24 protein-coding genes are annotated in these 21,406 nt (G+C 44.6%); 1 reads left to right on the plus strand and 23 read right to left on the minus strand.

Features of this window, described 5'->3' with window-relative positions:
- Nucleotides 1–99: 99 nt before the first annotated feature.
- The 12 genes from C9I99_RS21660 to C9I99_RS27730 all read right to left on the minus strand — a co-directional run bounded on the left by C9I99_RS21660 (nucleotide 100) and on the right by C9I99_RS27730 (nucleotide 10,028).
- Nucleotides 100–1,443, minus strand: coding sequence for a TraU family protein (locus C9I99_RS21660; RefSeq protein WP_107350921.1), 1,344 nt, complete (start codon nucleotides 1,441–1,443; stop codon nucleotides 100–102).
- The gene (locus tag C9I99_RS21665) at nucleotides 1,433–1,864 is read right to left on the minus strand and encodes a DUF1525 domain-containing protein (protein ID WP_107350922.1); all 432 of its coding nucleotides are present in this window, start codon (nucleotides 1,862–1,864) and stop codon (nucleotides 1,433–1,435) included. Before C9I99_RS21665 ends, C9I99_RS21660 begins: the two co-directional genes overlap by 11 nt.
- 10 nt (nucleotides 1,865–1,874) lie before the next feature.
- Nucleotides 1,875–2,435: an OmpA family protein gene (locus C9I99_RS21670; RefSeq protein ID WP_107350923.1), complete on the minus strand. Its 561-nt coding sequence runs from the start codon at nucleotides 2,433–2,435 to the stop codon at nucleotides 1,875–1,877.
- Complete coding sequence (locus C9I99_RS21675) at nucleotides 2,419–5,241, minus strand: conjugative transfer ATPase (protein WP_107350924.1); 2,823 nt, start codon at nucleotides 5,239–5,241, stop codon at nucleotides 2,419–2,421. The genes C9I99_RS21670 and C9I99_RS21675 overlap by 17 nt, the downstream gene beginning before the upstream one ends.
- Entirely contained in the window at nucleotides 5,238–5,648 is a 411-nt protein-coding gene (locus tag C9I99_RS21680) for a hypothetical protein (RefSeq protein ID WP_107350925.1), read from the minus strand. Before C9I99_RS21680 ends, C9I99_RS21675 begins: the two co-directional genes overlap by 4 nt.
- 67 nt (nucleotides 5,649–5,715) lie before the next feature.
- On the minus strand, nucleotides 5,716–7,116 hold the full coding sequence (locus C9I99_RS21685) for a TIGR03752 family integrating conjugative element protein (protein WP_107350926.1): 1,401 nt from the start codon (nucleotides 7,114–7,116) through the stop codon (nucleotides 5,716–5,718).
- Nucleotides 7,113–7,949, minus strand: coding sequence for a DUF3438 family protein (locus C9I99_RS21690; protein ID WP_166645493.1), 837 nt, complete (start codon nucleotides 7,947–7,949; stop codon nucleotides 7,113–7,115). The genes C9I99_RS21685 and C9I99_RS21690 overlap by 4 nt, the downstream gene beginning before the upstream one ends.
- A 1-nt stretch (nucleotide 7,950) precedes the next feature.
- A complete protein-coding gene (locus C9I99_RS21695) occupies nucleotides 7,951–8,682 on the minus strand; it encodes a PFL_4703 family integrating conjugative element protein (RefSeq protein ID WP_107350928.1) in 732 nt (243 codons plus the stop codon).
- On the minus strand, nucleotides 8,682–9,071 hold the full coding sequence (locus C9I99_RS21700; protein WP_107350929.1) for a DUF3487 family protein: 390 nt from the start codon (nucleotides 9,069–9,071) through the stop codon (nucleotides 8,682–8,684). The genes C9I99_RS21695 and C9I99_RS21700 overlap by 1 nt, the downstream gene beginning before the upstream one ends.
- 26 nt (nucleotides 9,072–9,097) lie before the next feature.
- The gene (locus C9I99_RS21705; protein WP_107350930.1) at nucleotides 9,098–9,424 is read right to left on the minus strand and encodes a DUF2976 domain-containing protein; all 327 of its coding nucleotides are present in this window, start codon (nucleotides 9,422–9,424) and stop codon (nucleotides 9,098–9,100) included.
- Between the two features lie 15 nt (nucleotides 9,425–9,439).
- Nucleotides 9,440–9,760, minus strand: a complete 321-nt coding sequence (locus C9I99_RS21710) for a DUF3262 family protein (protein ID WP_166645492.1) — start codon at nucleotides 9,758–9,760, stop codon at nucleotides 9,440–9,442.
- 7 nt (nucleotides 9,761–9,767) lie between these two features.
- Nucleotides 9,768–10,028 carry an RAQPRD family integrative conjugative element protein gene (locus C9I99_RS27730; protein WP_107350932.1) on the minus strand — a complete coding sequence of 87 codons (261 nt, stop codon included), beginning with the start codon at nucleotides 10,026–10,028 and terminating at the stop codon, nucleotides 9,768–9,770.
- A 251-nt stretch (nucleotides 10,029–10,279) separates the two neighbouring features.
- On the opposite strand from C9I99_RS27730, the gene C9I99_RS21720 reads away from it, so the two are divergent.
- Entirely contained in the window at nucleotides 10,280–10,585 is a 306-nt protein-coding gene (locus tag C9I99_RS21720) for a hypothetical protein (RefSeq protein ID WP_133638272.1), read from the plus strand.
- Between the two features lie 218 nt (nucleotides 10,586–10,803).
- Here C9I99_RS21720 and C9I99_RS21730 read toward each other — a convergent pair whose 3' ends face one another.
- From C9I99_RS21730 to C9I99_RS21780, 11 genes are all read right to left on the minus strand, one after another.
- The gene (locus C9I99_RS21730) at nucleotides 10,804–11,556 is read right to left on the minus strand and encodes an IncC plasmid conjugative DNA transfer DtrJ family protein (protein WP_107350935.1); all 753 of its coding nucleotides are present in this window, start codon (nucleotides 11,554–11,556) and stop codon (nucleotides 10,804–10,806) included.
- A gap of 5 nt (nucleotides 11,557–11,561) precedes the next feature.
- Nucleotides 11,562–12,272 (minus strand): thioredoxin fold domain-containing protein, encoded by a 711-nt coding sequence (locus tag C9I99_RS21735; RefSeq protein ID WP_107350936.1) that lies wholly within the window; start codon nucleotides 12,270–12,272, stop codon nucleotides 11,562–11,564.
- A gap of 31 nt (nucleotides 12,273–12,303) precedes the next feature.
- Nucleotides 12,304–13,077 carry a hypothetical protein gene (locus C9I99_RS21740; protein WP_133638271.1) on the minus strand — a complete coding sequence of 258 codons (774 nt, stop codon included), beginning with the start codon at nucleotides 13,075–13,077 and terminating at the stop codon, nucleotides 12,304–12,306.
- Nucleotides 13,078–13,262: 185 nt separating this feature from the next.
- Nucleotides 13,263–13,697: a hypothetical protein gene (locus C9I99_RS21745; RefSeq protein WP_133638270.1), complete on the minus strand. Its 435-nt coding sequence runs from the start codon at nucleotides 13,695–13,697 to the stop codon at nucleotides 13,263–13,265.
- 98 nt (nucleotides 13,698–13,795) lie between these two features.
- Nucleotides 13,796–14,323 carry a hypothetical protein gene (locus tag C9I99_RS21750; protein WP_107350939.1) on the minus strand — a complete coding sequence of 176 codons (528 nt, stop codon included), beginning with the start codon at nucleotides 14,321–14,323 and terminating at the stop codon, nucleotides 13,796–13,798.
- 195 nt (nucleotides 14,324–14,518) lie between these two features.
- Nucleotides 14,519–15,547: a type II secretion system F family protein gene (locus tag C9I99_RS21755; protein ID WP_107350940.1), complete on the minus strand. Its 1,029-nt coding sequence runs from the start codon at nucleotides 15,545–15,547 to the stop codon at nucleotides 14,519–14,521.
- Nucleotides 15,548–15,559: 12 nt separating this feature from the next.
- Nucleotides 15,560–17,140, minus strand: coding sequence for a GspE/PulE family protein (locus tag C9I99_RS21760; RefSeq protein WP_107350941.1), 1,581 nt, complete (start codon nucleotides 17,138–17,140; stop codon nucleotides 15,560–15,562).
- A gap of 4 nt (nucleotides 17,141–17,144) precedes the next feature.
- Nucleotides 17,145–17,894 (minus strand): hypothetical protein, encoded by a 750-nt coding sequence (locus C9I99_RS21765; protein ID WP_107350942.1) that lies wholly within the window; start codon nucleotides 17,892–17,894, stop codon nucleotides 17,145–17,147.
- 2 nt (nucleotides 17,895–17,896) lie between these two features.
- On the minus strand, nucleotides 17,897–19,111 hold the full coding sequence (locus C9I99_RS21770) for a hypothetical protein (RefSeq protein WP_107350943.1): 1,215 nt from the start codon (nucleotides 19,109–19,111) through the stop codon (nucleotides 17,897–17,899).
- Between the two features lie 2 nt (nucleotides 19,112–19,113).
- Nucleotides 19,114–20,601 carry a hypothetical protein gene (locus C9I99_RS21775; protein WP_107350944.1) on the minus strand — a complete coding sequence of 496 codons (1,488 nt, stop codon included), beginning with the start codon at nucleotides 20,599–20,601 and terminating at the stop codon, nucleotides 19,114–19,116.
- Nucleotides 20,591–21,352, minus strand: a complete 762-nt coding sequence (locus C9I99_RS21780) for a hypothetical protein (RefSeq protein ID WP_133638268.1) — start codon at nucleotides 21,350–21,352, stop codon at nucleotides 20,591–20,593. Before C9I99_RS21780 ends, C9I99_RS21775 begins: the two co-directional genes overlap by 11 nt.
- Nucleotides 21,353–21,406 lie beyond the last annotated feature (54 nt).

Raw genomic sequence — 21,406 nt, forward strand, 5'->3', positions numbered from 1 at the left:
AATGTGACCGTAATTGCCCCAGTCACTTTGATATGATGACATAGAATACAGACACAAATCAAAGCTTAATGAATGGGCTGTCTAGATAATGAGTCACAATTAATATGTTTCGAATGTGCTTGACCAGTTCGGCCAAACATTTTCCAGGTGCTTATTACCCTGTTTTCGGCAGCATATCATTGGGCGGTACAACTTAAATCCTGCAGAACGTTCACTGTTATTCTGGTTAAAAGCTCTGTTCCAAGAGTCTTTTTGGCTTTGGGATACGCCCGTGTAATTTCTGCAAGTGTTACCACTGACTTGAGGGTAAATTTCGCGCAACCTCATCGTTCGGTGATCCTTTAACGTTCTAAACTCAGAGCGAGTCCAGCTCCCGGATGCATATTGTCTCGCAGGGTTGTGTACGTGTAACCCTAATGTGCCTGAATATCTTCCTCGTTGGTCGTTAACGATAGATGCTGCTCTGTAGGCTGTAGTAACTGCTGTTTCGAATTGATTGGAACTAAGGTGGTAGCCATTACGCGGCATCAGTGAGCCAAACGAGCTACCAACGTGATTCCAAGACCGGTATTCCGCACTATAAAGACCAAGCAGCACAGTTTCAGTGGTAGTTAAAAAACGCCATGATAAAGTGTCCATACCTGAAGAGAAGTATGGTACGTATGTTGGCTCAGGTGATCTACAGTATCCTGCCATCATACCAACTATAGATGTAGCGACCGAGTACATGGGATCGGAATAAACGAGAGCATCGCGGTATAAATATTGACTGTTACTGCTATGCACAGTGTGTGAGTGTGTAGTTTGCAGTTTAGCTCCATCCGTTCGGGGGGCACCAGCCAATACATTGAACATCGGATCGATCACGGTCGTGCTTACTATTGCGTTTGCTTCCTGCATAAAAGAACCGATCCATGTTGGGTTATTACTCGCGCCGAATGAACTCTCATTGCTGTGTGGTAACCGAGATGTGACTTCAACGACAAAATCAGGGACATAGTTTTGTGCGATGGTATTGGTATAAATACGCGGCCACAGTGACGTCTTCATTGAAACACACTGGCCGTGGAATCTGTACCTGTAACAGTTAGAGCGAACTGAAGCATCTACAGAGTCTACAGAGTCATCAAAGAAGTTGTATTCGCTTTTCTGACCATCGCGAAATGCACCCGAGGATGGATTATTTTCAGCATTAATCATTCCTGATAGCTCACTGCCCAGCCCCGGTGCCGTGGCGCCGTTTAGCATGTCTACCGCAGGCGCTAGTATAAAGTCTGAAGAGTTATTTACCTGATCTTCTATCTCGCTCCAGCTAGGGATATCTAACCCATCTAGGCCGCTACCCCAGTCTATGTCAGGAAACTCCATATCACCGAACGCAAGACAGGTAGTAGTTACAAGGCCAAGGCACCATCCAGCACTAACCGCCAACTTACTGTGCATTAACAGCCCCTCGATATTCCTGCAAAGCTTTCGATAGCGGTAGACCAATTACGATATACTCACGATCAAAGATGATGGCCGGCACGCGGTCAATTTTATGCAGTTGCATCAGGCTTACGCCAATCGATGACTCTTGAATTGCTGGCATGTTTGCAACAAAGTAATCATGGAAATTCTCTGCAGCCCACTCAGCCCGTTCGTCCTCTGTCATCTTTTCCATTAGATCCATTGGGAAGCTGTTATTCACTGCATCCATAATCCGCTGCTTGTCATCAACGTAGAACACCTCGATGTGACTACCACCTACACGCTGCATATCAACAATGTTGTCTGCTTGGGATCGTGTCACGAGGATATCAATAGAATTGGGGCCAGCATTAGCTAGCCCACCAGCAGAGGAAAGCAGCACAGTGGCTGCCATGATCCACTTCTTAATCAAGAGCGATATCCCTCACGTAAATTTCAACTCGACGGTTACAGTTCTTGCCGATTACTGTTTCATTTGAGCAGCGAGGCATTTCCCATGCCTCCGCGGTTGTAGCAAGGCGGAATGGATGTACTCGACCCTTAACTAGTTGCTCTACTACAGCATCAGCACGCTCTTGGCTCAGTCCTAGATTGTATTGGAAGTTACCGACCGAATCAGTGTGCCCCTTTACTGAGATAGAGGTTTCCGGGAAGTCATTTAAGAGTGAAGCTAAGCTACCAATTGAGTCTCGTAGGTCACGGTTCATCGCGCTACTACCGGTGTTAAAACCATAAGCCGATGGGATAGTGATACGAATTTCACGGTTGTCAGTACGCTCAACGGTGTAGTCACGGAAAATTTGCGTAATGATTTCCTCCTGATCATCAAAATAACCATTAATTCGAGAGTCCGCAGTGTAAGTCACGTTGCGTAAACGCAATTCCGGCTCAGTTGGCGCAGAAGAACAAGCTGTTAGTCCAAGACAAACTGCAGCAGTAATAATTGTTTTAGAAAATAAGTTCATTATCGAATCCTCGGGCTTTGTCTAGTGCTTTGGCTACGTGATAGGCAGCGGTTACTTCATCGCATTTATGTTGTTCCATGTATCGCGCTCGCTCGGCCTTTTCTGAGGCATCTGTCATTGCCAGAGCGAGGTGAAGAGAAGGCGGTACCGAACGGAACATAATGTTGTGTAGTTTTGAGCTGATTACACCTTCGGTATAACCACGATCTTGTTTTTTGGTGCTCGATAGCAAGCGAGTCACTTCTGGAGACAGGTTCTTAACGTCAGCAACTTCTTGAGCCTCTGACTGGGGTGTGTTCAAGCAGTAATACCACTCAATCATCGACAGAAGCTTTCTGCTGCCTCCGCCCATATCAGCCATATTTTGCGTTGCGAAATATGGCCAACAGCCCAGCTTGCGAAAACACTTCACCATCTTCACAAGGTACGGACCTAGAAGGGGGTTAGACGTTATTAAGTGGCTTTCATCGGTATACATGACGATTTCACGACCAGAATACTGATGTTTTTCAGCAAGGTAGTTCACACGCTGCATTAATGCGGTGTATGCCACTGCGAGCTTATCGCGGTTCGCATCTTGTGCTAATTGCGCAAGGTCGATACAAAGAAGATCGGAATCAGGGAACGCATCACCAGTGCGGTTGAACAGTTTGGCATTGAAGCCATTGGTATACATGCGAAGAGCGGTAATCATCTCACCCATAGTTTCTCTTTGACTCTCGGAATAGCTTGTATCACTGCCGTCATAGACGCCATTTTTCATTTCGACCATTGAATCAATAACATGAGACGTAATTGTGTCGCGGGGTTTAATTAAATTGCCTTCTGCGTCTTTCTCACCAAGATCACGGCTCTTTTTAGCAGTAAAAATAAGTGCATCACGAACTAACTGGCGATCAGATCGAGTAAATCTGTCAAACTCTCGTTGCTCTCCGCCCGTTATCATCAAAAAGCAAATCAATTCCAATTCGCCCAAAACGTCGCGTTCTTCGTCATTAGGGCCGGAGTTGTCTTCTTCGGTAATGGCTTCGTTATCTGACCAGTCTTCAAAATCAGCTGCCTCACCATCTAAAACTTGGTCAATATCTGCAAATGGAGCCAAACTAGGTGCGTTTGCCATATCTAGCTTCATTTTTGTCACTTTTAGACCAAATTTTTTACAGTATTCAGCAAGTAAGCCAAATGAATTACCATATTCCACAATTATCATGCGAGGGCGATACATCGCAAGATTCATTGCGGCCATTTGTACGATGCTGACGCTCTTGCCACTGCCAGGCGGCCCAATTATCAATCCGAAATTATTGTTTTCCCTATCTTTTTTACTCATTGGATCTACAAAGACCGGTGCGCCACCTCTGTTGTAGAAAAACAGATGAGGCCTGCCTGAGCCTTCAGTTCTACCGAAAGCAAAAGATAGGTTAGCAGCGTGCTGCATTGCCATTGTTCGTGCGTAATACCCTTTTTTATCCATTAAAGGGTTATAATTCATTGGCAAATGAATAAGAAAGCTATCTAAACTTAAGCCATCTTCTTCATCTTTCAGTATGCTGATGCCTGAGTTGGCCATGGTTGTAATGATTTTTCGCTGCTTGTCATCCAGCTCATCGATAGTATCTGCAGACACATACACACCCAGAGTAGCCTTTAGGATCTTAACCTGACCACCAACTACGCGTTCTGCTTCTGCGATAGCTTTGCGAACCCTTCGAGATTCACCATTATCAACGTTCGACTCTTTCTTAAGTTTTTCAATACGTTGCTCAAGCGTGCTTTGCGGTACTATCACCATTGTTTTGGCTAGCATGCACCCTGCAGGGAGGGAGTCAGCAGCACAACGTACAATTTCGTTGCCAGCGCTACCCGTCGTAACTTCACCTGATATTTGTCCAATGCGCGGAGCTTTACGTAAACCACTAAAGCGGAGAAACCGCATTGGCTTCTTGTCAAAATACCAGGCATTGTCTTCTACACTGGAGCGAGGTCGTGAATTAAGCACGGCCTCACATAGATCAACACCAATAGGCATATCACCATCAACATCAGTCATTTGTGCATAGAAATCTTCCGGATCACCTAAGAAATCAGGGCTTGGGTTAAAGAATTTGAACAACCAATACAGGGTGTCTTGTTTCGTATCGCGGGTATATTTAATGCCAGCCGACTCGAATTTAATCTTCAGTGACTCAATCATCTGATTAAGTTCTCTTGCCGGATCATACTTACCGCGGTTCATGTCTCTCACGTTAGTGGATGAAACACGACGGTAAATCACAAATTTAGTACGAGGTAGTTTTAGGCCCCAGTTCTCACCCGTAACTGTGTGGTCTTTGAAGATACCACCAGCTTTGGTTAAACCCTTCAGGTGGTGCTCTTGCACCTTCAAATATTCTTCTGAGAATTCAGTGCCACGAGCATGGGGAGCCATGTGCTCTCGAATTGCCTCGGTAATAAGGGAAACTCGAGTGTCGTTGTAACTAAACTCTTGTATCACCCATTGACCAAGCTGAACCGGAAATTCATCAAAGGTACTCAGAACATTTTCAAGGGCATCTCGTGCTTCAGCTAATCCTTGGCCGCTTTTACCTTCTGTAGCAATAGGTTTGATTGTTATTACTGCTGCGCGACTGATTTCATCTTCAAGGATGAATGTCTCTGTATTGTCATCGTAACCGCAATAAGGAAGTTGATCGGCAAATGAAGGGCAAGGGCGATCATACAGCGCTCGCTCATCTTCGATGGTGTGGCCGCCATCAACAGAGAAGAAACTCTTAGTTGAATGGATAAGTTTGTTTATTGCGTTCATCGACCTGCCTCCAGACTAACTTCACCTGGAAGTGCGTACTCAGGCTTTGAGTACATATTAAATTCACTCATCCAGCCCGGACGGGGCATGCGGTCTTCTTTGGTAAGGCTAGGGGCGAAGTAAATATAAAGCTTCGGGTTAGGAAGCTTTCTAAAGTCAGCGCGACCAGTGTTATTCAATGTGTATGGATCGTTTGATAACTCAGCCCAAGTTGCCGATCTGCGTAATATTTGGGTATTTTCAGCATTCACTTTGGCGCCAGAATGGTTATCGTAAATCTCCTGCATTGTCCGGCTGGATTCTGGAATAGGGGAGTTCTGATAACGCTCTTCACGACTCAAAGGTTCTTTCGAGCTACACCCGGTGATTATCGTGGCAACCGCCAGTATTGTTATTATCTTATTCATTATTGGAGTGCCCCGATAATTAGTTCGAATGTTCTTTTTGTTACCAACATCATTGATTTAGTAGAGATCATCGTAAAAACTCCTCTACGTTTTCGTGATGCACCAGTCTGCGACCTTCAAGGTCATAGTCGATATGCAGTTCTTCTTCAATGTGGACTACCAGTGGTTCACCGGCTTCTAGCCATACGGCATCAAAAGCACCGTCTTGTCGTTCGGCTAGCCATTGTGTGATTTCCCGGCTGCTTTCCGAAATGCCCTCACCGGTTGCGTATTTGAGCGCGTCACCAGTGATTGAGCGCTCCCTATCATCACCGGTACCTGTAGTTGTTACTTGTGCTTCTGCAATGGCTGAGGCGAAGCCTGCTAGGGCAGATACTGATCCAACAGTTGTCAGGTATTCCATAAAATTTGAGATGTAGAGGCCAGGGATACATGGATTACCATACTTATCACTGAACCAACCAATTTGCCCGTCCTGTGTCAAAACAGTGCCGTCTTGGAACGTGTAAGTAACAGAGTCGATATTTCCAGAGGCGCATTCGAGATTGAAGTCACCTTCTGCGTAGCCAGAAAACACCATGTTATCGAGATTCGGGATGTACAAGTTATTCGATGCTAGGTTCTCGCCACCAACTAGGATCTTGAAGCGGTATGGATTAGTGAGTGTACCGTCTTTTGGTACACGCCCTATAATGCCGCTCATCGCAACGGTATCCATTAGCGTTGAGTTTTTTGGCACTGTGTAAATTGGCTTCTTCGTATCTGAGTCGTCTTCAGGCTCTTTACCAAAGTCTTCAACTCGTGAAGTATTTCGTCTATCTCTGGTTGGCAACACTGGGAATGACGTTACGGCCACACCATCGACAATATCAACCTTCATATCGATAGGCTCGACTGTAACTAGTTGATTGCGATTACCAGTAACATGCAAGTCTGTCACGCCAGTATCAGTAACTTCCGGCGCTTTTAGATTAGGAGCGCCAGAGGGAGTATGGCGTTCGACCTTTAGTGCATCTGGCATTTTGTCACGCAAATTCAAACCAAACAGCTGATCGTCACTAGTTGAAGTACCAGTACCTGCTGGCCCGAGAATTACTGAAGCAGTTGTGTTAGCAGCTAATTTGTCTTGAAGTTCCTTAGCAAACTCTGTCAACCTACCTTCAATATCAAAATCTGTATCTTCAGCTTTGTTACTTTTTAAAGTGTTCATCTCTTCTTGAAGGGAGGTGAGCTTAGCAGAAGTCTGTTGTTGATTACGGGCTAGATTTCGGTTCTGTGAAATCAAAGTTCGTAGTGTTTCGTTCACCGAGTCAGCTTCTGCACCGAGGTTATTAGCATTTAGGCCAGTATCAAACTGTTGCGGCTCGTTCACGTCTACTGTTTGCTCAGGAGCCGTATTTCCCTTACCCAATACCACCGCAAGAAGAGAGACAGCTGCGCCACCAATTAGTACGGTTTTCTTATTCACGAATCCCCCTCGCTCTCACCCATTAATTCAGCAGTGGTAACTGCAAATACAGAGTTCTCACGCAAAGGACGGTCGGTAACCATGTATAGGGTTGTGCTTTCAGTGATTGAGTTAACCGGTCCAACATCGATATGTTGGGAGGAAACAGCGATGTGAGCTGGGAACACATCAGTGTAGATAACTTGTTGTGGCCACTGAGTACGGTTAGTGATTAGCAATGCTGTTAGAGTGTAATTAGCGGTTCGATATTGCTTAAGCGGCTTAACATCAAACATTGCAGCAGAGCCACCACCAAATAAAACAGTAAAATCTAACTCTCCGGTTACTTCTGACTCAACAACCGGCAGTTGCGGGACAAGTCGCTGTACACCATAAAGGTCTATTGAAGCGTATTGAACCAATTGCTGGACAGTTACACCTGTTGCTACAGGAGTACTCAGGCCAAACACCTCTTTAGTTTGTGCCATTTCATCAGAGTGAATGATCTTTATGTCATCAAGTTCTTCATCTTTTGGTCGAACAGCGAAGATATCCAAGAAGATCTTTTCACCAGAATTTAAAACCGCCCAGGCTCGGGTTTTGCCTAATTGCTGTTTTGGTTTTAGATATAGTGTACCTGCGGCAGAGTAGACCTGAACCTTATCAACGACTTCTTGCGGAGCCTCTAGCATTACATTATCACTGAAGTGCACCAATCGCTCTTTACCGACCTCAAGACGGATTTCAATAGGCTTCTTGTCCCAAACGTGAATTTCAGTTGCTTGAAGTGACGGCGTAATTACCGTTAACGAAAGGGTGGCGATAAATGCAATTTTCTTAATCAAGTTGGTCATATTATTTCTCCACGATTCGGCGTGGTGTTGAATCATATCCAACGATGCGGATGCCTAGTGGATTAAACTCAGGGTTTGTTTCGTGACGCTCAACGCGGAGTGGGTAACGGATTGTCGTGTTCTTAACTTCTTCGCCAAGGTATCGTTCGACAATAGTTGCATCTAGGTAAACTACCCAACTATCGCGAGACTTTTGTATTACTCGGTCATTGATACTCGATAGCATGCCCGGAGCGAGAGATACCTCTCTAGTTCGGTTTAAATGGCCTGCAGTGCGCAAATGGTTGTACTCTTGTTCTTGGCTTCTCATGAACTCAGGCGAGAAGAAATGCTGATAACGCCAGAGGTTGTCAGATGTATCTTTTTCACCGTTTTCTTTCCAAGTGCTAAATGCTACCCATAGGTAAGCTGTATCAGTCAGTAGCGATGAATTTGGTATTTCACCAGCTCGTACAACGCCACCGCTATTTAGGTTCGGGGTGTATCGAACCCAAATGTTGTCAGGTGCCCTGCTGTTTGAATAGATGGACAAAATCAGTGCGAGAACAAGTGCGACACAAATAACACGAAGCGTAACAACATGGTCTGCAACTTCCTTAGATTTAGCCTTCATCCTCTTTGGCAGCGCTGCCTTAACGTCACTCAAATCACGGTTGATATCTTTCTTTTGCGATTTAGTCTGTTTCTGTTTCGGCCTACTAGCGGGTTTGTTGTTGTTCTTATTGGTCAGCACTAGTCTGTTCCTCGTTTTTGTTTCTTGGTGTTATCCCAAACCATTGATTTAACCAAACCAAAGTTGTATTTGATGCCGAAAATCCCCTCATCCTGTAGTCGACGTTTCAAGTCAATCCATAACATATAGGATGGTCGCCCTTTCTTTAAAATCTCTGCTCGTTTCGCAGCTGCAAACGATAAAACTAAACCAAGCGCTGCAGCCGCGATTGCACCGAACATTGGGTTTATACCCATAAGTTGGCAGAGGCCAACGAGCGGAAATAAGCAGGCAAAAAATAGAACCATCATGCACATGCCTAGCTCTGAAATGGTGAAACCGAACAACGCATTAGGATCGAAATCGAGGTGATCTAGCACCACAGGGATGTTTTTCTCTTGCTTTTCCATTGTTTGCTCGCAACCTCATAAAATTGTTAGGTGATGCTTGTGCCTTCGCCTAGCAGGAAGAACACTAGGACCAACACGCCACCGCCAACACCAAGAATCATCCATAGATCAGACCATTCTTTATTACCTTTACGGACTTCAATCAGTGTCCAAATAGCCAGTGCAGCCACTGCAAGGAATGATATTGCGCCAAAGCTGTTGGCTATAGCGTCATATGCATTGCCAAAAAAAGCGAAAAATGCAGCAACATAGTCACCTTCAGGAGAGCCCGGGTTTACTGGTGGAGGGAGGGATGCTAGAGCCGAACCTGACATTAAGGCGGCACCAAGGAACGCCGAGATAATTTTCTTCATTGGTTAGATTTCCATTTATGAGGTAATTAAAAAGACTGAAATAGTTAAAAGGAGTAGTAATCGCAGCACGTACATAAGCGCATCGTCTTTATCTAGCTTGCCTTTGCCAAACGCCTGTTGGTAAATACCAAACGCTGCCCAAGCGACCCAAAACATAACTATTGAAAAGGTCATTCCACGAGTTGCGTACTTGACTTGGTTGAAGCTGCCATTACCTAAAATTGAGTCCCAAAGTTGTTGGTTTGAAAGGCCAGGGTTAGGCTCCATTATTTCAGCCACGGCAAAGCCAGGAAAAAACCAGAACAATGAAAATACAAACAAGGGTAAATAGCGCATGCTTAGCCTATTCATTTCGGAGACGAACTTGTGGATCGTTAGGGTTACCTAGATATGCGCGAATCTTTTCAAGTGACTCGTGGAGGTCCTTTCGTAGTAGCGAATAGTCTAGATGCACGCGACGCGATAAATCAGCAGACAGTTCAGCTTGAGAAAGCAGACCCTTATCAAGCGCTTCAACCTGAGAGATGTATCGCTCAAGCAATTCTCGCTCTCGCCACATATCACCAGAAGTTGAGGCTGTAGCAGTAATGCTTGTTGTTAACATGGCTAAACAAATGAGTGTTTTCTTATACACGGCTAATTACCTATTTCTTTGGTCTCGAGGGTAATATTTGCCTGTCTCTAACTTTTGAATGGTCTATTTGGTCTGATTTTCACCCCCAGTAAAAAGTTGATGACGAGCGATTGCTTTCTATCGAAAGTTTTTTTCTTATTTTTTCGTTTTGCGGTAGCGAGGGGAGGTTGGTGGTCTTTAGTATGGACACATACCGAAACGAAATCTTAGAGGACAAAAGCATGTATGAGTTAATTTTAGAAGTTGGTAACGTCGTATTTAAAGACTACGCATTAATCTCGTTACCGTTGCTTGTGCTGTCATATACAAAGTTTGGTTTTAATTTAATTGCTAAAGCTGGTTGGTTCGTTCTTAAGCCGGTGTTTACATTGGTTGCATTTATTCTGTCACCAATCACTACGCCGCTTATCCGTTGGCGCACGAAGAACATGACTTGGGAAGAGAAAATTGCTTATTACAAAAGTAAAGGTGTGGATGTTGAAGCCGTGTTGGAAGAGGGCACTAAAGAGGTAACGTATCGTGCATAATAAGTCAGTAACGAATATCTTTTTCCAGCTTATTACGAGGCTGACATTTCCAATATATAATGCCGTTGTCCTGCGGCCTCGATTGAAGGCCATGTCACCGGAAGAGAGGCAGCAGGAGTTCGCTTTGATGAGAAAGAAAGTTACTGAATATCAGGCTAAAAACCCAGACATCAAACTGTAGCTAAATCGAGAACCATAGTATTGCGGTTCTCGATTTTTTACCAAAACTTTTTGTAGTATCGGACTAATTGGCGTGCTATGTAGGCTGTAGCGAATGCGCTTGGAATAAAAACTAAACCTGGTATTACCGAGTTCGGAATTGCAAGATATCCGAGTAACACTAAAAGAGAGAACTCTTTAAAGCGCCTAAACCAAAACTCAAGTGGGTCGTCTTTATCGCGCTCACCCTGGTAGGTTTTGATTCGTCGCTCCATATATCCATCATTAATCCCAGCTAATGCAAATAGTATGTAGATTGGTAAGTACCCAATCAATATCAACAACTTAATCACCCATGTCAGGCTATTAACGATCCAAAGGTATATCAAGTTAGAGGCGTGAGTTGACCCACTAGATACAAAGTTTTCAATGGTTGGAAACCGTGAGAAGCTTTGTGAGTAGCCATTGGCTATCCTGTCCGATATTGAGTAGGTCGTGTTTAGCACTTCTTCAATCGGAACGTACTGATTGAAGTTACTGGTCAGTAATTCAAATACATACTGAACATCAAGCCATTTTCCAACGTGCGTTGAGTTACTGATTGCAGACTCATAATGATTGATAGCTGACTCTAAGCCAGTTTGGGGGTTGTAAATGTACAACCCAAAACTGATTAGCAAACCAAAAAATCCGGCCAATAAAGCTAAGCCAAAGTGTTTAGATAAAAAAGCCAATCCCACCGTAATGATCGGTATTGATACTGGCTTCTTTTTTGCTGATGAACTCTGTTGTTTGGACGCTTTCTCTGCCATGTTTCCTACATTTCTAGTGCCTGAACGAGTTGCGCTGCAGGGATATAGCCGCCTAGCGGTAGTCCATTATAGTAAATGGCTGGTGTTGCTCGAACTCCAACCAACATACCCGCTTCTTGATGTGCAAGAGCCTGCTTTGATGGATGCTCTGCAGGGTATGTGAAGTGCCCATGCATCGCGTCCTGTAGTGCTTGTAATGGATTTGCCCTAGACTCAAAAGAGGACATTTTTAAGAAGGATTGGTCATTCATACCATTGCGAGAAAACAACAAAAACTCAACCGTTATGCCAGCATCCGTGTACGACTCAATCTCTCGGTGCATTTGCTGGCAATAACCACATCCAATATCGGTAAACACCTGAATTACAAACTTTTCATTAGAGGCTTTCTTTACTATCTTGTGCTCAGTTTGATCTAAGATGGATTTGGTCATAGGCGCAATTAGAGAGGCTAGGGACCCATTCTCGAGCTTATAAACGTTATCCGTCTGGATCAGGATATTCTTGTCGTAGTCGATGTGGACAATGCCAGAGTGCGTGTAAACCGTCTCTAGTGACAAGTCTTTCAGCTCATCAGCTTGAAGTCGGTATCGAGCAGTGATGTTATTGGCATCGAGATAGCTTTCAACTTCTTCGATAGATGCATTTACTGTCATTGAGATTGTCGCGGCCATTACCAGCATGGTCATTTGTTTTTTCATATATTTATAGCTCATTAAAGTTGCGTCCTTAAAGGAGGCGGTGGATCTAGGCGAACTCGCACCAAGTTAAGTAACCGACATTGCCTTTGTAATGCCATTTACGCTCTGTTTCGCCATTTAGAAGGCCTGCAAAGCGGACGTGAACATTCCAATTGCTACCGGAGTCAGATGGCCATGTATCGATGTTGCCAACTTCGGTGTATACAGAGTTGCCACCAAGACCAATAAAGTGAGTGGTAATTTCCGGTGTGTAACCGGTAGGGCAGCTAGGTTTTTGAACTTGTGCGCCAGCACTGCTAGAGACAGCTACAGACCCTGCTTTCAAAAGACCAGTCACAACAGTTCGATCAGTTACGCCAGCTAAACTCATGTCAGCAACGTTATCTATGTAATAATCAGTGCCAAAATCCCAGTGGTCGGTCATCGGTGTTGAGCCGTCAGTTTTTACAAAGTTCTCTAGGGTAAGTGCGCTGCCTGGTCGCTGAACTCTGTATGTAACTTGCCCAGTTGAACCATCCTCCTGATATGAAGGGATAGAAGAGATGTGAGAACGGATAACACGCTGGCGTTCAATGTGGCTTTCACTGGTTAAGCTAAAACTTAGCTCTACTTCTGGATAACCGTATGAATCGGCTCTGCGAGTTAGAGTGATCAACTGCCCGTTGGCGCCGTCGCCCCATGGTAAGTAGCGGTAATCAGCACATAGACCGGTTGTGTTATCACAGGCGTCGATATATCCACCATTGATTAGGTCGTTCCAGCTTGATGGGAAAGCATCCATGTCAGTTGGCGACAAGCCATCAACAATAGTCTTATTCATGTAATATCGACTTATTTGATCAATGACGTATGAAATTCGGTCCTGTGCTAATTTTCCTCGTGCTTTATTGATCTCTTGCTGAACAAAATATGAGCCACCCACAAGCATGGTTAAAATTGCTGTATAACCCAGCAAAACGTCGATACTAAGAAGGCCCTGCTGCTTCTTAATTGATTTTATTAAATTCATATATCTTCACACTGGTTGCTGTCGAGGTGCATAGCAATGCTTCCCTCTAATGGCACGTCAAACCTTTTCATTAGCTGGATCACTTTTGGGTTGGTATCAGAAATGCCAGCAAAATAACGGGTGCTTGCAAGTTTTTGTGCCGGAAAACCATTCGGTCGAATTTCTGCTCGCATATCGAGCGGTAGACCGCGGTTATGGATGGATGATGTAGTGATTGAGACGGAAAGCTGGCTAGGGTTGATCCAAGAATTGTCTTTGAATCTATCGGGAAGGAATCCCTCATCAATCAACATATCTAAGCTGACTGATGGGGAAACCAAGCAGCGAGACTCTGCCAATGAATTCCAATACTTTTGCTCTACTGCATTAAACAAGCGATCCGAGTACATATCGAGTTCGTTTACGTGACGGTACTCTTTCACTGAATGCATTAAGGGGATCGAAATCCCCGAAATGAGCAGCCCAACACTAATTGTAAAGATTAGATAATCTAGAGAGATTAGGCCTCGCTGCTTTTTATTTTCCATGTTTATAGCGTGATTGTTACGTCCTGACCAGAAATCGAAACAGTTGCACAATCAGTACCGCCATCACCAGCATACGCACAGTTGTCTGCTGTCAGTGGAGCCAGTCGGTCAGCAACTTGTTGTACGAAACCGGCGTGGATACCAGCAATTGTAACGTCAATCAATGAAGGGTTTGTATTTGCGACGATCGTGTAGCTAGAGCCCCATGGGTTACTATTTGACGCTGAACCGTCATCACCACAGATGCTGTCATTTAGATAATTAGATGAACAAAGTGGTGTATCAATACCAATACCAGTAAAGTTTGAACGTAACCCTTTCCAATCAGTTGAAGCGCGCTGAATTTGAGAGATGTGAGAGTTCAAAGAGGACATGTTGCCAGAATGGGTGATCTGAGGGTAGAACTGCATAACAAGACCAATGAATAGAGCAACACCTACCATGCCTAGTAGGTAATCGATAGTCGTTAAGCCGCGCTGACGTTTAGTGCTACGCAACATTGTTTTTTGGTTTTTGAAGTTGGTTTTCATTTGGGTTTCTCAACTAGGTTTAATTAAAAATGCCTATTCAGCCTTGGAGAAAGGAGCTGACTGATAATTACTAGGCAGACGTTTACTACGTTAGCGCTATATATATCTGCAATTAGTTTCTAAATAAATGGTGTATTTCGGAGGTTTTTGCCCCCCAAAAACACCTGAGTTATGAAGTAATAATTTCGTTGTGCACTAGATTCCTTGTGTGATTTGTAGAATGAGAAGCATAAGGCCACCGAACGTCATGAACATAAGACCGTATGCGATAATTTTGGCGATTGATTGGAATATGAAAATTCCTTTGGCGGTTTGTTCTTCAAATAAAACAGCGTGCTCATCAGAAGCCATAAGCAGCAATTCATCAGTACGCATTTTTGCGTTAATTCGCTTAAGGCGAGAAACGACACGGGCATTCAACAATCCCGTAGTCAGAAGCTCACCCATGTTGCCTTGGCCCTGTGATAGTGTGATATTTTCGGATATCTGTAGAGCGTGCCACTTGAGGTATTTCGATGCAGTGGTTTCCACCTGGTCGATTGCCTCATCAAGACTTAAGCCTGAACCGGATAAGTGACCAAGACTGGTGAGCATCTGCATTGAAGCAAGCATGGTGTACTGCTTGTAGAACGGCAGTTTATCCAGCACCATCCTCGTTTTCCCAGTGACTATCTGAGCCGAAATGACGAAAATGATTGGAACCAACACTACGAAAACCAGATAAATAAGACCAAACTCGTAGAAATGCGTTCCTATGCTCTCAACCATTGTTGAGATAGCAGGCCATCTCGGTCTAGGAACCATGTCACCTAGCTGGGGAAATAAGTTTTGTGTCAGTAGGGCTATCCCGGCGAGGGTCATGACAATGGTAAAGAATGGTTCAAGCAAGCTTTTAAATAGTTTGCCAACACTGCCAGATGACGCGGAAAGCATCTTCTGTGCTGCACCGCACGCACCAGGCAAATCCCCTGATATTTCACCAGACTTAATGGCTTGCATTGGAATTTGCGGTAACCATTTGACTAGTCCATCAGACAGGTTGCCACCACCCTCTAGCGCATCACTAATATCAGTACCGATGGATTGCTCAGTTGAGTCACCATACATAGAGAAATCTTCACTGATCTCTTGAGGTGACATGCCTTGGCTAAGTAGTCGCTCAAGGTCGGCCAGTAGTTTTATCTGCTCCTTGGCACCAAAGGTTAGTTGGGTAAGGGACTTCATAATTGGACCTCCTTACGCATACTCAAGGTGCATACCATTATGCAGCTCGTCGATAGAGACAACCTGCGAGCCATCAACCTGTGCCATGACTGACTGGTAATCGCACTCCCCAGTGAATACCTTGGCTCGGCCATGGTCACGAATTGAAGGCCAGCCTGATGTCTTTAGGTGGGCTTCCCAGCCAGCTATATTCATTTTACTGATAAAATTACGGGCTAAATCATCAAGTAGAACTAATTCAAAGATCGCAGTACGTCCCTTCTCACCACCAGTACAAGAGTCACACCCTTCAGGATTCTTGTGCCTTACCTGTGTACGAACAATACCTTGCTTGGACTCCACAACATTTCGTTTAATTTCTATTTCGACGTCATTTGCGGCACCTTTCACTGTAGGGTCAGAGTGAAGGAGGGCGTCAGAGTGGCTTATCGAACAATGAGGGCACAGTCTTTTTACAAGACGTTGGTGCCCAAGAGCTTTCACAATGCCGGGAGCTGCAAGTAGGGCTGGGTTGACTTCCATCTGAGTGATGAGTGTACTTATTGAGGTAACAGCACTATTACAGTGGATAGTCGCAATACATGTTTGTCCAGTTTCCGCCATACGGACAGCTACCTGTGCAGCTTCTTTATCCCGGATCTCCCCGAAAAACACCAAATCGGTATCATTTCTTAGGATCAACTTGCCGTAATATGCGAAGTCTTTATAACCCTCTTCACCGTTATCACGCTTCACTGAACTATTTACTGGTGTTTGTAGTTCGTTCCTACGAGTTAACTTACCCTCCGGTGGATCCTCGAGAGTATGGATGAGCTTTGTTTCTGGAACCGTCTTTAAGGTACTGTTAATTAAGGTTGTTTTGCCTGAACCAGTAGGGCCACTGATCAGGATCAGACCCTGTGTTTCGTTGATAACTCGCTCAAGGTGTTTGCAGTGACCTGGAGCTAAACCAAGCTTCTCGAATGTGAGGGTTTCGTTATTAGCACCTGAATCAATAGCACGGATGGTAATCTTCGCGCCATCGCGAGTAGGTAGCTGCGAAACACGCCACTCATACTCACGCTCCAGATCACCTTCTTTAGTCAATCTCACCGTGAAGGAGACGTTATTCTCAGTCTTCATCGACCAAGAGGAAGCCTTACCTTTCCGTAGGAAGATATAGCTGAAAAGCTCTCGACCGTAGCTGGCATCTTGGTCATGCTGAAACTCAGCAAACGCACCATCAATACGGCAAGAAAATAATGTTTTGTGCAAATCAACCTCGATGTGCAAGTCACTCACACCGCGGTTTAGAGCTGTCTCTAACAGTTTTTCGAAACGAGCGGCAACTTGGCCGCTGTCTCGTTTCATATCTTGTGAAGCCGCTTGGTTACCCATTTCAGCCAAACGGCTATCAATCAAGTCTTGAGCGACCTCTTTTACAGCAGGGGCAATACCAAAGGTTTTGCCCTTCTTACTGGAGATGTAATCTTTGATGACCGTTAGATCCGGAGATAGAGGTGTGGATGTACAAATCGCTCCCTCCGGATCCACGAAACAGTTACCATTCTCTCGCAATAGCTGCATTAGTGTTTTGTCAGCGAGTAACTGCATTTAATTAGCTCTCCACTGAATCAGCAACAGGTGTGTCATTGCTACCAGAGGCAATGCCTGATCGCCCAATGTAACGCTCAAGGCCGGTAGAGGCACTACGAAGAACCACACCTCGGTTACGTACCTCTTTGATGGTGAAGTCGCCATAACGAGCGTTCTTTTCGATTCGAACCAAGCCGCCTTCGATTGAAAGCCAACCAGACACTTTGCCAGAGTTACTGGTGGTTAGTGACTTCACTTCAATATTGGCAAACACTTGATTAGGGTTTGGAGCTGCTTGTCTAGATGCTCTCTCGACTGGATCTACATCTTGGGTAACCGACTCACTGATTTGTGATGAGGTTGTTGCCATAACTGGCGCTGGTGCACCGCGGCCACCACTAGAGGCGAAAGGCGAGCCCATCGTATTTTCACCCTTAAGTTGAGTGGTCTCATTGCTAAGGCGAGCCAAGTCGCGTTCAGCCGTTGCGCTTTCTACCTTTAGAGCTTGTGAGTGAAGCTTCTTAACTTCTCGTAAATAAGCCATATCCTCAGAAGTTAACGAAGGTAGTCGCTCTAAGCGGACGATCTCAGGAGCTGCAGTCTCGACACGCGTTTCAATGATTCGTTGGCCAAGTGCTGCACTAGAAGACGCACCAGATGGAGTTGCACCAATTGAACCACTGAACAGCATGTTCACACCAACAAAGCCCACACCTAATAGCATGACGCCAAGTACAATGATTTTAACTTTTTCCGAATTTGCTTGAGCCATTATTAAGCCTCCTCATTATTGCTTGGTTCGGTACCAAAGATTGATAAAGTCAGATCGATTGAGACAAGTGTTCCATTACGTTGTATCTCAAGTGAGTCGGCATATACCGTTTGGTTTGCCATAAGACGACTTAGACGACCTAGTTCTAGTAAACTCATACCAGTGAAGGACATGCGGATGGTTTGTGTTCGGTAGTTACCAAATTTTGACTCTGCGTTAGAGTTAATAGAGTTCGCACCCAATAGCATGGCGCCATCGAGTATCATCTCTCTCAATTCAACAAAATCAGTTTGGAACTGGGATAGGTACTGACCGTCAGCAACTAGTGGTATGTTCATACCGGCGTTTTGGCCACGTACAAACAAGAAGTCACCAGATGGATGAGTGTCAATGAAGTCTTTCATTTGACGAATTAGAGCACCTTGCCCGCTATTGACACCAACTCGCATACCAATAGGCCCAGTAAGGGTTCGACCAGATAGTTGAATGTTGTCAAAAGTCCAGCCAGGAGGAAGCATTTCGTTTCGATAAGTTACTAATCCTCGCTTAGCGGCGAATAAAACTTTTCCTGCTGAAATTTTATTTTCTTGAGCGTTTTTATATTGCTCAAACGGATCAACTAGAACTCTACGCTCAATTACCGGCAAGGTTTGGTTTGTGGTGTAACGACTCCAAGCCTGAAAACCAATACCGCTCATCACAATAATTAGAGTGATAGCTATAGGTGGAATAAACTTCTTTAGTCGCTCGCCTTGGCTCTTTAGCTCAAGAGAAAGGTCGACTTCTGGAGTTTCAATTTCCACCCAGTTTTCGTGTGTATCAATTAAAGACGGCGCATCAAAATATACATACTCACACCCGCCCAACAGACGCTTTACAGCGTCTATTGTTTTAGGTTGAACATCTCTAGGAATGTTGTTTTCAACGACTACAACAATATAGGTAATACCGGCACTGGTCGGTTGTTCAACCAATATTAAATAGCGTGCCGGTACTTCATCAGAGATTGTATTTACGCACCCAATGTAAGCTTCGATGTGGGCATAGGTTTTTACCTTGTCAGAGTAACGGATGATAAAGTCATCACGCTCTATAACCACATCGTAAGCGTTCTCTACTGAGCTACGCAGTTGAGAAGTGACGCTTCGCTTTGATACTTCGGTAACATCTAGGTTAACCGCTTGTATTTTGGTATTTGGGTCTATGCGAAGTGGCATAATTACTCCGCTCTACGTGGTGTAACAGTAACTAGCGTGTTTAGAACTCGACGTTCACCCATTGACGAAGGCAAAACCTCACCATAGGTCGCTGTTTGAGACTGATCAGATACTTGCTTCATTTGTGTAACAATCACTGGCTCGTTGTAGTTATAACGTCCACTAATATTAAATCGGCTTTGTCGAGTTCTTGGTGAGCGAACGGTAACACCCGCAATTGACTGGTCATCAAAGTAAACAAATTTTGATAGAACACCGTTCATTTTGAGCTGTACATGGTCATCAAAAACACTCGGGATCACTAGCATCTTAACGCCATCTCGTACTGTGTCTTGTTCGATTTCTACGGCAGGGTTTGCATTGTCATTCTCGTAAGTAGTGCTCGTGCGAGATATGTATTGTCGAAGATCGCTGCTATCAACTTCCTGCATCTGCTGGTGAGAGGCCCTCACCTTTTGAGATGTTGTTACCGCAACTTCATTGTGGCTCTTGAGTGCTTTAAGGAACATCGCTGTGCCATCGAACTTGCCAGCACCAACAAAACCAGCACCGAGATTGCCAAGGTCAGATAGACCCGGAGCACTTAAATCAACGTTGACTGAACCGTTACCGGTATCAACAGCAAAAAGACCATCCAAGCCAAACTCACTGCCTTCGGCAACTTGCCACTCCAGCACTTCAATTTCCAAGAATACTTGCTTAGACATCTCCTCAACAGAACGATCTACAAATTTTTTAACGTCTTTCATTAGACTAGGAGTAGTGCGAACAACAATGCTAGATAGTGCAGGAATAGCTTCCACTGAACCAATCGTGTCAGAGGTAGACCCAGGCTCCAAGATTATTGAGCGAATACCATTGTAGATATGTTCAGTTGTATTGAATGACTGAGCACCATGATTAGAAAATTGACCATCGCCAGCACCAGTAGCGCTGATTTCACCGCCGATAGAGCTTGAGTTATCTGAACCAGAACCACCTGAATTTGAACCGATTTGGAATGAGCTGCTGCCGGAAACTGTTGGCAGTGGGAAGGTTTCAGTTAAGTATTTTCTCACCATCACACCATCTTCACTTGGTACAACGTCAAAATCACCTTGTAGAGCTGCCATTGCCAACGCACCGCGCTTGGTGCCACGGTAAACAAAAGAGATTTGTTGGTTCGGATTGATATCAAAATCGTATTCAGCTTCTAAATCATCACCTAATATATCCTCAATAACCAAGGACAAAGCTAGGCGGTTTGCACTGATTTCAATTGGATCTTTCAGCCATCCAATCACCTTCTCTTCTTTAAGTGCTCGCACTCGAACCGGTGGAGCTTTAAGTTCTTCTACTTTGTGGTACACGGCAGCAGTTTCAATTTCATCCATTTGTGTAAACTGCTCTTGAGTACGTTCAAGGTTTTCCTTGTACTGGAACGCTGTGCAACCACTAATAAGAGTGGCGCACAAAATACTGGCGATTAACTTCTTGCTACTACTTAGCATCTTTATCTCCCATGATGTAGATTTCACGGCCAGACGGCACGATTCCAGCACGCAAGTCTTCATATGGTGCTAGTAGTTCTTCAATTGCCGCTTTCACGTTGTATTTTTCCGTAACAATGACGAACGAGAATGGTACTTCGTAGTTAGTTGCAAGATAAAACCGTTCATCGACATTCCATTGGTAGTGCTCACCAAGAGATAGGTAGTTGTCTTTCAACGTCCCTTTGGTAACCAAGAACATGGTTGTTGGTAGGATCGACGAACTCAGGACAGCTTCTTTGGCATCTGGCTCAAAATGGATTTGAAAGTTAGTTTTCTCACCAGGTTCCATTGCATCCAAAATTTCGGAGTGGATGTGGGCAAGAGCGTCATCAAAAGTTGTGGTTAACATGTGGTCGCTAGCAATTTCTGTTTCCAGTAAAGCTCTGTCAGCTTCATCTAAGAGCTCACCTACCTTTGAGTAACCTTCGTTGTGTAACCAACGGTAGATGGCATTGCGGTAAGTCTCACCGCGCATCAACATGTAGTTGCGCACCGTATCACTAGATACAGCTGTGTATACCTCTCGCAGTTCGCGCTTCGTTGGTTTTACTTCCTCAATTACCGGAAGCAAAGTATCGGATTGATCAATGGCTTCAGTAGTGGTGGAATTAGAAGCTAATACGTTCACCGTACTGCCTTGCACTGGTTTCGTCGTATCAATCGCTGGTGCAACCGGTTCATTTGAGTTGAGCACTACAAGCTCACCCATATCTGGCTGATTTAACGGAGCGCTCCCCTGTACATCAGCCGTAGATGAGCAACC

Origin of the sequence: Photobacterium lutimaris (assembly GCF_003025555.1) — a bacterium.
GTDB lineage: Bacteria > Pseudomonadota > Gammaproteobacteria > Enterobacterales > Vibrionaceae > Photobacterium > Photobacterium lutimaris.